This is a genomic window from Pelomonas sp. Root1237 (genome assembly GCF_001425055.1).
In the GTDB taxonomy this organism is placed as follows: domain Bacteria; phylum Pseudomonadota; class Gammaproteobacteria; order Burkholderiales; family Burkholderiaceae_C; genus Pelomonas.
This window is the reverse complement of record NZ_LMDK01000017.1, coordinates 502366-513003: the sequence shown is the minus strand read 5'-3', so window position 1 is coordinate 513003 and position 10638 is coordinate 502366. Positions and strand designations below refer to the sequence as shown.

Genomic DNA, 10638 nt, shown 5'->3' with positions numbered 1-10638 from the left:
GTCTTGGCATTCCTGGTGAGCTCGGCGTGCAGCCGGCGTTAAGCGGGCAGGTGGTGTGATGGATGGTGCTGGTGACAGGGACAGCAGCGAGAGCGCAGCGGGTCGCGTCTGCCCAATCACCGAGTGGCTGTTGCACGGCGCAGCTTGTGCATGTGGTGCTGGTGTGCGGTTCAGATGTGGTGCTGGTGTGCGGTTCAGGGCCTCTTCTTTGGTGACTTTCTTCTGGCCCCGCAGAAGAAAGTTACCCGGCCGCCGGGACGGACTCCCGGCAATGCAGCGGGCACGCGCACTCGCCGCCAAAGCAACCAAAACCGAAGCCGCACTCATTGATGCGCCCCCAACGACAACCCGAGCAACCGCTGCTGCAGCGACGAATCCTCAATCAACTCGCGCATCAAACCGCAATGCACCACCCGCCCGTCATCCATCACCGCAACCGAATCGCCCAACTCAGCGGCGACTCGAAAGTTCTGCTCCACCAGCAACACCGTCGTCTGCGAGCTCTTCTTCAGCTCCCGCAACGCCGTGATCAGGTTCTGCACGATGGCCGGTGCCAGCCCCTTGCTGGGCTCGTCGATGACGAGCAACTCGCGCGGCTCGATCATGGCGCGGGCAATCGCCAGCATCTGCTTCTGCCCGCCCGACAACTTGCCCGCCGGGTGCTGCCAGAACGTCTTCAGCGCCGGGAACAAGCCAAACAGCCAGTCCAGCCGCTGAGCATCCAAATCCGCCAACCGCTTGGCCGAGCGGGCCGCCAGCAGCAGGTTCTCCGCCACGCTCAGCTCGCCAAAGATGCCCATGGTCTCCGGCACGTAGGCGATGCCGCGCGACGCAATGTCCGGCGTCGCCAGCTTGGTGATGTCCTCGCCCTTGAAGTGCACCGAGCCCGCGCTCGCCGTCCACAGCCCCATCAAGGTCCGCAGCGTGCTCGTCTTGCCGGCGCCATTGCGGCCTAACAGCATCGTGACTTGACCAGCCGGCACGGCAAGATCCACGCCATGCAGGATGTGATACGCCCCGACGTGGGTATGAACCCCGTGCAACTCCAGAAGGTTCATGCCGCCACCCCCAGATAAGCCTCTTGCACGATGGGCGAGGCAATCACCGTGGCCGGGTCACCATCGGCCACCAGCTTGCCCTGGTGCAGCACGATGATGCGGTCCGCCAGCTCGCGCACGACGTCCATCTTGTGCTCCACCAGCAGCAGCGTGTGCTTCTTCTCCGCCTTCAGTGCGCGGATCAGGTCCAGCACCACAGGCACCTCGTCCACGCTCATGCCGGCCGTCGGTTCGTCGAAGAGATAGACCTTGGGGTCGAGTGCAATCAGCATGGCCACTTCGAGCTTGCGCTGGTCGCCATGCGGCAGGCTGGCGGCCAGATCGTCGGCGCGTGAGGCGAGCCGCACGCGGTCAAGAATGGCGTGCGCCTCGGCTATCAGCTCCTTGTGCGACAGCCACACCGACAGCATGTGCAAGCCTTTGCCATGTCGCGCCTGCACAGCCAGGCGCACGTTCTCCAGCACGGTCAAGTGCGCGAACAGCTGTGTCAGCTGGAACGCCCGGCCCAGGCCACGGCGCGTGCGCACCGGCGCCGGCAGCTTGGTCAGGTCCTCGCCATCCAGCCAGACCTCGCCACTGCTCGCGGGCAGCTGGCCCGAGATCAGGTTGAAGTAGGTCGTCTTGCCCGCGCCGTTCGGCCCGACGATGGCCGTCAGCGTGCCGGGCTGGAAGGCGCACGACACGCTGTCGACGGCCACATGGCCGCCGAAGCGGATCGTCAAGTTCTTGGTTTCGAGCATGGGCGGCAGAGGAAATGCAACCGGGTCACGAGAAGCTGAGCACGGAGGGTTTTCTCCGCGTCCCTGTGCCTCCGTGCTTGCCTTTGGGTGGCTTAGCGCTTGTTCCTGATCGGAACCTGCATCTCTTCCGGCTTGATCTCGCGCACCAGCTCGGGCACGCCCCAGGGGAAGGCCGGGTCCACCTTGATCTTGAAGTGGTACATCGACTGCATCGCCTGGTGGTCTTCGGCGCGGAAGGTCATCTTGCCCTTGGGCGTCTCGAAGCTCATGCCTTCCATCGTCTTGATGAGCTTGTTGGTCGCCGTGTCGCCGCCCGTCTTCTTCAGCGCTTCCACCAGCGCAATCGCCGCGCTCATGCCGCCGGCCGTGAAGAAGTCAGGCGGGTTCTTGAACTGTTTGTAGTGGTTGGCCACCAGCCACTCGTTGACCGGGTTCTTCGGGATGCCGAAGTAGTAGTACGTCGCGCCCTCCATGCCCGGGAACTGCTTGTAGGCGGTCATGGCCGGCAGGATATTGCCGCCCGAGCCGACGCCGATGCCGTAGCGCTTTTGCAGGTCCAGGGCCGCCAGCGCGCCGAAGGGCGGCGTGGCGCCGGCCCACACGACGGCAATGACCTTGGGGCCTTGCTTGTCCTTCAGCGCGTCCACCAGGCGCTGGATGCCGGCGGTGAAGTCGGTCGTCGCCGTGGGCAGGTATTCCTCGTGGACGATCTTGGCCTTCTTCAGCGCTTCCTTGTAGGCCTTCACGGCGTCGCGGCCGAAGGCGTAGTCCTGGGCCAGGATGCCGATGTTGAGACCCTGGATGTCGGAGGCGACTGCGTTGCCGATGGCGTCCTGCGACGAGTTGCGGCCGGTGCGGAAGATGTACTTGTTCCACTTGTCGCCGGTGATGGAGTCGGCCACGGCGGGCTCCACCAGCAGGATCTTCTTGTACTCCTCGGCCACCGGCAGCATGGCCAGCGCCACGCCGCTGGACGAGGGCCCGACGGTGAGGTCGGCCTTGTCGTCGCCATAGGCCGCGGCCAGCAGGCTCTTGCCCACGTCGGGCTTGCCCTGGTCGTCCTTCTCAATGACGACGAGCTTCTTGCCTGCGACGGTCATGGTGCCGCCGGTGGCGTAGTCCAGGCCCATCATGAAGCCGGTCTGCGTCTGCTTGCCGTAGGCCTCGAGCGGGCCGGTCTTGCTGTAGACGTGGGCGATGCGGATTTCGTTGCCGGCCGCGAGAGTGATGCCGGGCAGGGCGACCGCGAGGGCGGCGGCGGCGAGGGCAAAGCGGCGCGTGGTGTGACGCATGGGGCTTGTCTCCTGAAGTTCGGGTCTGCTCTGTCGGCAGACGGTGTCTTCCCTTTGTGCAAGGGCCGTGCCCGGCGGGGAAGGGTCGCCGGGGCGGTTTTCTCTTCGGGTTGCTACCAGGTTTGGGGTCGAAACCGCCAAGTTGAGTGTCCAGGATTTGGACGTCGCCTGAGATTCAGACTCTCCAGATCGAGCGTCAGAGCCTGGACAGGTCCACCTCGAATCGCTGCTTGTCGCGTCGCGTGGAATTCGCTGGCAACCCAAGCACGCTGTTGGCCCAGGCAATCAGCTGCGGTATGACCGTGGCTTCGAGGCGCTCGCGGGTCTCACGCGCACGAGCCGCGGGAACGATGCCGGCCGAGATGTGGAACCGTTCGTGAGCCACATTCGGATTCGGCAGCACGAAACGTGCAATGACGAAGCTGTTGGAGCTGGTGTGCCAGAGCGAGGTTTCGGTGCGAATTCCCGCGGCTTCGAACGCGCGTTCGAGCTGGCTGGAGCGAAGCACGAAGCTGTAGCCCTTCGGAAGCGGATCCTTGTGGATGTGCATGGCCGGGTCCGCGAAGCGCCTGTGTCAGGCCTCTTTACCTTCCAGCTCCGGCCACCTCGCCAGCCTTTCGTACAGCGACGCCCGCGAGATCTGCAGCAGCCGGGCCGCCGCCATGCGGTTGCCGCCAGTGGCCTGCAGCGCGCGGGCGATGGCGTCGCGTTCCAGGGCTTCGATCAGCTCGGGCAGAGGCGCAACGGCCTGGGCCGTGGTCATGACCGGGGCGGCGGGCTGAGGTACCGGCGCGGGCACGGAGGTCGGCAACGCCGAGCCGCCCTGGAAAGTGGCCGCCGTCAGCTGCATGTCGTCGCTCATGAGGCTGACCTGCTCCAGCGTGTTGCGCAGCTCGCGGATGTTGCCGGGCCAGGACTGCTGCATCAGCCACTCGATGGCATCGGGGCTCAGCAGCTTTTGCGGCATGCCGCTACGCCGGGCGATGTCTTCGCCCAGGGCCTCGGCCAGCGCCTCGATGTCGTCCAGGCGCTCGCGCAGCGCCGGCACGCGGATGGGCAGCACGTTGAGGCGGTAGTACAGGTCGGCGCGGAACTGGCCGGCGGCGACCATGGCGGCCAGGTCGCGGCTGGTGGCGGCAATCACTCTCACATCGACGCGCAGCACCGTGTTGCTACCCAGAGGCTCGACCTCCTGCTCCTGCAGCACGCGCAGCAGCTTGCTTTGCAACGCCAGCGGCATGTCGCCGATCTCGTCGAGGAACAGCGTGCCGCCATCCGCCAGCTTGAACTTGCCGTCGCGGCCCTTGCGGTCGGCGCCCGTGTAGGCACCGGGCGCGACGCCGAAGAACTCGGCCTCCAGCAGCGTCTCGGGCACGGCGGCGATGTTGACGCCCACCAGCGGCCGGTGCGCGCGGCGCGACGCCGAGTGGATGGCGTGGGCCATCAGCTCCTTGCCGGTGCCGGTCTCGCCGAGCAGCAGCACCGTCGAGTCGGTCTGCGCCACGCGGCGGGCCTGGCGCTTGACCTCCAGCGCCGCGGGGCTGGTGCCGATGAAGCTGGCAATCGTGTACTTGGGCCGGCGCTGCGCGGCGAGCTGGCGGCGCGTGTCCTCCAGTTCCTGCTCCATCCGCGCGAACTTCTGGATCAGCGGCTGCATGGTCGTCTCGGGGTGATCCAGCAGCACCAGGCCCAGCGCGCCGATGACCTCGCCGGCGTCGTTGCGCAGCGGCAGGCGGCTGACGAGGAAGGTGCCGGCCTTGTTGGTCAGCAGATCCACCAGCACCGGTTTTCCGGTCTCCAGCACCTGCAGCATCTGCGTGTTGGGGACCACGTCCTCCACGCGCTTGCCGACGAACTCATGCTCGTCGGTGAACCCCAGCGCCGGCAGGAAGCGCTTGTAGCCGTCGCTGATCCAGACGACCCGGTGGTTGCGGTCGACGACCATCATCCCTTCGGTCGACCGGGCCAGCACGTCGAACATCGACTGGGCGGCCAGGCGCAACAGCCCGTCGACGTCCTGGGGGATGTCGAGGGGAGTGGCTGAGGGTGGGCTCAACGGCATGGCGACGGGCAATGTAACGCGGCCGTCAACCGCAGGTCGCCAATGCTGCGCCCCCCGCATCCGAGGTTGTCGAACAATTTGACACACTGTGAAGATGCATACCGAAATACTTGAGCAAGTTAATGATTCTTATAGGGTTTTCTGTCTTGGCTCGATGCTTGCAAGCGCACCCATTGCCGATGTGGCTTTTACAAATAGATGGGGTGGGGGTATGACCAAGTTCATGAAATTCGTTGCTGCAGCTTCGCTGCTGGCTTCTTCGCTGTTCGCCGCCCCTGCGGCATTCGCGGGCTGGGTGATCACGCAAGGTTGCGGAGGTTGCGGACCGACGACGACGGTCGAGTTCTTCATCGTCGGCGATACGGGTGCCGGTCCCTTCGCCGGCCCTGGCCTTTCGACTCTGCCGGCGGGCTGGGTGGCGAATCTGGTCAATCCGAACTACGTGATCGCAAGCGGCCCGTCCGTCAATTTGTCGGGCTGGACCGAAAACTACCTGGGCAATATCGCCGACTCCGTCGAGGTCGACCTGTTCTTCTGGGCCGGCGCGCCCCTGCAGTCGACCATCTCCTTCGCGGCCAACTACACCCGCACCGGTGGTGGCTTGAGCCTGCACTGCCAGAGCTTCGGCGCTGGCTGCAACACGATGGACGATCCCACGGGCGTCAACTACAACCGCAGCGGCGTCCTGCCGGAGCCCGCAACGCTGGCGTTGGTGGGGATGAGCCTGCTGGGTCTGGCGAGCTCGCGCCGCCGTCGCGCCTGAGGAGCCGATCCCGCGCTGACGATCAACCCGCCGTGAGGCGGGTTTTTTCATGCAGGCGCCCGGTGATGCGCGGGGGGCCGACAGCATCAGATGGGCCGCGGGGGCCCTTCTGAATCAGAACTTGAACGTCCCGCCAATCGTGAACGTGCGTGGCGGGCCGTAGTAGGCGTTCAGCACGCTGAGCGCGGCGATGTTGTAGCCGTCGGTCTTGTAGGCCTTGTTGGTCAGGTTGCTGCCTTGCAGGAAGAAGCTCAGCTTGGCGTCCTTCTCCCAGATCAGGCCGGCGTTGACCAGCGTGTAGGCATCCTGGGCCAGCGCTTCGGACAGGTCGGTCGTCGGGTAGACCTTGCTGCGGTGGGTGACGCCCAGCCGCGAGCGCAGCGTGCCCATGGCCAGCTTTGCGTTGTGCTCGATGTTCAGGCCCGCTTGGTATTTGGGCGTGTTGGTGAACTTCTTCTGGTCGGCCACGTTGACGCCGCGGTCGATGTATTCGTCGTACTTGGCGTCCAGCGTGGCCAGGTTGCCGCTGATGCGCCAGGCGGGGGTCGGCATCCACAGGAACTCGACCTCGGCGCCCTGCACGGTCGCCTTGCCGGCATTGGTGAAGTCGCCGAAGAAGCCGGGCTGGCCGTTGGCCTGGGTGTAGCTCGTGAACACCGAGAGCTGCACGTTCTTGTACTTGTTGTGGAACAGGGCCGTGTTCAGCTCCAGGCGGCCGCCGTCCAGGATCATCTTGGCGCCCAGTTCCAGCGAGTCGAGCTTCTCGTCGGCGAAGGGCCTGCCCGAAGACGGGAACGCCACGGTGTTGGCGCGGATGTTGTAGCCGCCGCTCTTGAAGCCGCGCGAGGCTGTCGTGTAGAGCTTGATCTCCTTGCTGGCCCTGTATTCAAGGGACAGGCGCGGTGAGGTGTTGCTGACCGAGAGGCTCTTGTCGAAATTGGCCGGCACGGCGATGGGCGTGCCGCTGAACTGATCGTTGGCGAAGGCCTGGTTCAGCACGACGGCGCGCTTGTCCTCCTTGGTGTAGCGCAGTCCCGTGCTGACGCTGAAGGCCGGGCTCAGGCGCCAGCTCCAGTCGCCGAAGACGGCCTTGCCCTCGGTGTAGACCAGGCCGTTGGTCGTACCGAATGAGAGGTTGAAGAAATTGTTGCGCACCGTGCCGCCGGCGCGTCCGTCGAAGTAGTAGACACCGACAACGCCCGAGCTGTTCTGGCCTTCGTAGATGGCCTGCAGCTCATGGCTCTGCGAGCTGTCGTGGTACTCGGCGCGCACGTCGGCTGTTCTGTTGGGCAGGCCGTCGAAGTCGATGGAGGTGCTGGTGTCAGAAGCGCGATGCGCCAGGATGTACTTCAGGCTCCAGGCCTCGCTGGCGCCCCAGTTCAACGTCAGTGATTCGCCCTCGCTGCTGGTGCCGTTGGCATTGGGCATGCCTGTCGCGATGTCGTAGCGGCCCGGGGTGGGCGGTGTCTTGGCGGGGTCGAAGGCGCTGACGTTCAGGCGCTGGAAGCCGCGCATGTGCGAGTCGTCGCGTGTGCGGTCCACCGAAACCTGGGCGTTGAAGCTCGAGCCGGTCGGGAACCACCCGGCCGAGATGCGGCCGCTCGTCGTGTTCTGGTCGCTGACCGGGCTGCCATCGGTCAGGTTCTTGCCGTAGCCGTCGCGGTTCAGGCTGGCGCCGGCGACACGGAAACGGATCTGGCCGTCATTGACGGCCGTGCCCACGCCGCCCTTGGCCGTCACCTGGCCATAGCTGCCGACCGCCAGCGTCACCGAGCCCTCGGTCGTCGTGGGGAGCGGCTTGGACACGTACTTCACCGCGCCGCCAATCGTGTTCTTGCCGTACAGCGTGCCCTGCGGGCCGCGCAGCACCTCCACGCGCTGCACGTCGTACACATCCAGCAGCGCGCCCTGCGGCCGGGCGATGTAGACGTCGTCGAAATAGATGCCCACGCCGGGGTCCACACCCCACAGCGGGTCGGCCTGGCCGACGCCGCGGATGAAGGTCGTGATGGTCGTGTTGCTGCCGCGTGCGGCGTAGATGGTCAGGTTGGGCACCTGGCCCTGCAGGTCGCCGAGATCCTTGATGGCCAGCTTGTCGAGTTGGTCGGCGGTCAGCGCCGTGACCGCCACCGGCACGTCCTGCAGCGACTCCTCCCGCTTGCGCGCCGTGACCTTGACGACCTCCAGCGTCGTCACCGCCGGCTCGACTGCGCTTTGTGCGGCTGCCGGCAGAGCGATCGTGGCGCCCAGCGTGGCGAGGATGGCGAAATGCAGCGGCGAGGGCGCCGGCAGGCGTCGGGTCATGGCTTGTCTCCTGGTTGTTGTGTTCGGAACCAGGAGAGAAAGCGCAAAAGCCATGCCCGCGCCAAGTCGGGGCGAGTTACAGGCAAACCCTTGCGAGCTAACCCGCGAATTTGCCGTCCGTGGCGCTGAGGCCGTCCGGATTCCAGTCGTTTGCCGGCGCGGACGGTGTCCAGTTTGCAGACAACGACCCTTGGGGCTGCAAGGGACGAAACCCGCAGCTATCCTGCGCCGCTTGCCCCAAATCCCTCGGAGACGACCCATGCTCAAACGCCTGCTTCCCGCCGCCATCGCCATTGGTTTCAGTGCCACCACAGCCTTCGCCGCCGGCCCGCAGCTCAAGGGCCAGGCGCCGGGCTGGTACCGCATGCAGCTTGGCGATTTCGAGGTCACGGCCCTGTCCGACGGCACGCTGGACCTGCCCGTCGACAAGCTGCTGCAGCAGCCCGTGCCCAACACGGTCAAGGCCCTGCAGCACGCCTACCTCGGCGTGCCGCTGGAGACATCCTTCAACGCCTACCTGATCAACACCGGGGCCAAGATCGTCCTCGTCGATACCGGCGCCGCTGGCCTGTACGGCCCGACGTTGGGCCGGGTATTGGCCAACCTCAAGGCTGCGGGCTATGCGCCTGAGCAGGTCGACGAAGTGGTCATCACGCATATGCACGGCGACCACATCGGCGGCACGGCTGTCGACGGCAAGGCCAACTTTCCCAACGCGACGCTGCGCGTGGACAAGCGCGACGCCGACTTCTGGCTGGCGCCCGAACAGGTCGCCAAGGGCGACGGTGCCAAGGCCATCGCGGCCAACGTGAAGGCGTATGCCGACGCGGGCCGCTTCAAGCCCTTCGACGGCAGTGCCGGTGGCGTCGAGATCGTCCCCGGCGTGAAGGCCTATCCGGCCTACGGCCACACGCCCGGCCACAGCAACTATGTCGCCGAGAGCAAGGGCCAGAAGATCATGTTCTGGGGTGACCTGATGCACGTCGCCGCCGTGCAGTTCCCGGAGCCGGCCGTGACCATGAGCTTCGACTCCGACCCCAAGGCCGCCGCGCCCGCCCGCGAGAAGGCCTATGCGGCTGCGGCCAAAGACGGCTACTACGTGGCGGTCACGCACGTGTCATTCCCCGGCATCGGCAAGCTGCGCGCCGACGGCAAGGGCTATGACTGGCTGCCGGTGAACTACTCGGCAAATCGTTAGAGCCTGCACCAGCACCGGCGCGCGGGTCAGGTAGTTCTCGCGCCAGCCGGCGGCCCCTCGATCGCGAGCCAGGCCAACCGCGCCGCATCTCTGGCGGCCAGCGGCTGCTGCAACCTGCCCAACTCCACGCGCTGCGCCGCGTCGGCCAGACGCAGCAGGACTCGATCAGGGCAGGCGCGCGACATGAGCCGCATGGTCCCCAAATGAAACGGCTTGCGGCCTCAGCGAGGGTGGCGGCGCTTCCCAACGAAGCCCGCCAGCACCAGCAGGCCGGCCGCCATCAGCGCAGGCGACGGCAGCTCGGGCACCGGGGCCGACCAGGCGCTCAGGTAATTGAAGCCCGACGATGACATGACCTGCAGGTCGGCCAGCGCGAGCGGGTTGCCGGCGGCATCGAGGGCCCCTTGGATACCGTTCCAGGCGAAGGTGTGACTGAAGTCGGCGTAGGAGTTTCCCTCGGCATATAGCGCGGCGAAGCCACAACCGCGGCAACTCACGCCACCCTGCGCCGAGGCGCCCACCGAGGCCTCCATGGCCAGCACCGTCGGCACGCCGTTGCCGACCGTCGCCACGAAGCTCCTGAGGCCGGTAGCCACCGCGCTGCGGTCGATCAGGCCGTTGCTGTTGTATTCGCTTTCGCTGCGGCCGTCGGAGAGGTTGCCCAGCGAGACATGCCAGCGCATGTCGGTGACCGTGCCGTAGCCCGACAGGCCCTGGGCGAACTGGCCCATGCTGGAGATGCTGCCGGTGACATTGATCCCGAAGGTCAAAGTCAGCGGTGCGCCGACCGCCAGCCCGGGCACGGAGAAGGTCAGGCCGTCGCTGAAGCTGGCACCGGCGTAAGCGGTGCCGCGGCCGAGGATGCGCGCAAACCAGGCGTCGCCGGGCGACAGGAACAGCCCGTTGCCGGTGCCGGTGGCCTGCAGTTGAATGCCCCCCGCCACCACCTGCGCCCAGCTGCTGGCGCCCCCGCCGGCATCGGCCGTACCCACCTGGGCATGTCTGCTGACGCCGACGCTGGCAGTGGCCGTTCCGCTGGCCCGCGTGTCGCGCTGCTGGTCGCTCGACCCCAGCACGACCGGGGCGAGTTCGTTGACCGAGGCCTGGCCCAGCGCTTGGGCGTTGACCTCGGCGGTGGCGGTGTAGGCGGCCAGGCAGGCCGGTGCGAGTCCGATGCTCAACGTGAGCGCGGCAACCCAGGGCACGACACGGTTCATGAGG

Annotated in this window: 9 protein-coding genes; 2 read left to right on the top strand and 7 right to left on the bottom strand. The window is 66.4% G+C overall.

The annotated features are described in order from the left end of the window. Positions 1–323 precede the first annotated feature (323 nt). The 5 genes from ASC91_RS20275 to ASC91_RS20255 all read right to left on the bottom strand — a co-directional run bounded on the left by ASC91_RS20275 (position 324) and on the right by ASC91_RS20255 (position 5152). On the bottom strand, positions 324–1058 hold the full coding sequence (locus ASC91_RS20275; RefSeq protein ID WP_056200961.1) for an ABC transporter ATP-binding protein: 735 nt from the start codon (positions 1056–1058) through the stop codon (positions 324–326). Beyond that, entirely contained in the window at positions 1055–1798 is a 744-nt protein-coding gene (locus ASC91_RS20270) for an ABC transporter ATP-binding protein (RefSeq protein ID WP_056200957.1), read from the bottom strand. The genes ASC91_RS20275 and ASC91_RS20270 overlap by 4 nt, the downstream gene beginning before the upstream one ends. Before the next feature lie 92 nt (positions 1799–1890). After that, the gene (locus ASC91_RS20265) at positions 1891–3090 is read right to left on the bottom strand and encodes a substrate-binding domain-containing protein (RefSeq protein WP_056200954.1); all 1200 of its coding nucleotides are present in this window, start codon (positions 3088–3090) and stop codon (positions 1891–1893) included. Positions 3091–3286: 196 nt separating this feature from the next. Then, entirely contained in the window at positions 3287–3640 is a 354-nt protein-coding gene (locus ASC91_RS20260; protein WP_056200949.1) for a hypothetical protein, read from the bottom strand. Positions 3641–3664: 24 nt separating this feature from the next. After that, on the bottom strand, positions 3665–5152 hold the full coding sequence (locus ASC91_RS20255; RefSeq protein WP_056200946.1) for a sigma-54-dependent Fis family transcriptional regulator: 1488 nt from the start codon (positions 5150–5152) through the stop codon (positions 3665–3667). 94 nt (positions 5153–5246) lie between these two features. On the opposite strand from ASC91_RS20255, the gene ASC91_RS30380 reads away from it, so the two are divergent. Beyond that, positions 5247–5915, top strand: coding sequence for a PEP-CTERM sorting domain-containing protein (locus ASC91_RS30380; protein ID WP_082532845.1), 669 nt, complete (start codon positions 5247–5249; stop codon positions 5913–5915). A gap of 114 nt (positions 5916–6029) precedes the next feature. Here the strand turns inward: ASC91_RS30380 and ASC91_RS20245 are convergent, their stop codons facing one another. Further along, positions 6030–8219, bottom strand: a complete 2190-nt coding sequence (locus tag ASC91_RS20245) for a TonB-dependent receptor (protein WP_056200930.1) — start codon at positions 8217–8219, stop codon at positions 6030–6032. A 259-nt stretch (positions 8220–8478) separates the two neighbouring features. Here ASC91_RS20245 and ASC91_RS20240 point away from each other — a divergent pair, with 259 nt between their 5' ends. Next, the gene (locus ASC91_RS20240) at positions 8479–9417 is read left to right on the top strand and encodes an MBL fold metallo-hydrolase (protein ID WP_056200928.1); all 939 of its coding nucleotides are present in this window, start codon (positions 8479–8481) and stop codon (positions 9415–9417) included. A gap of 221 nt (positions 9418–9638) precedes the next feature. Here the strand turns inward: ASC91_RS20240 and ASC91_RS20235 are convergent, their stop codons facing one another. Beyond that, positions 9639–10634, bottom strand: coding sequence for a hypothetical protein (locus tag ASC91_RS20235; protein ID WP_056200926.1), 996 nt, complete (start codon positions 10632–10634; stop codon positions 9639–9641). Positions 10635–10638: the final 4 nt, after the last annotated feature.

Coding starts and splice junctions, on each gene's coding strand:
- ASC91_RS20275 (WP_056200961.1), bottom strand. CDS start 1,058: ATGAACCTTCTGGAGTTGCACGGGGTTCATACCCACGTCGGGGCGTAT.
- ASC91_RS20270 (WP_056200957.1), bottom strand. CDS start 1,798: ATGCTCGAAACCAAGAACTTGACGATCCGCTTCGGCGGCCATGTGGCC.
- ASC91_RS20265 (WP_056200954.1), bottom strand. CDS start 3,090: ATGCGTCACACCACGCGCCGCTTTGCCCTCGCCGCCGCCGCCCTCGCG.
- ASC91_RS20260 (WP_056200949.1), bottom strand. CDS start 3,640: ATGCACATCCACAAGGATCCGCTTCCGAAGGGCTACAGCTTCGTGCTT.
- ASC91_RS20255 (WP_056200946.1), bottom strand. CDS start 5,152: ATGCCGTTGAGCCCACCCTCAGCCACTCCCCTCGACATCCCCCAGGAC.
- ASC91_RS30380 (WP_082532845.1), top strand. CDS start 5,247: ATGCATACCGAAATACTTGAGCAAGTTAATGATTCTTATAGGGTTTTC.
- ASC91_RS20245 (WP_056200930.1), bottom strand. CDS start 8,219: ATGACCCGACGCCTGCCGGCGCCCTCGCCGCTGCATTTCGCCATCCTC.
- ASC91_RS20240 (WP_056200928.1), top strand. CDS start 8,479: ATGCTCAAACGCCTGCTTCCCGCCGCCATCGCCATTGGTTTCAGTGCC.
- ASC91_RS20235 (WP_056200926.1), bottom strand. CDS start 10,634: ATGAACCGTGTCGTGCCCTGGGTTGCCGCGCTCACGTTGAGCATCGGA.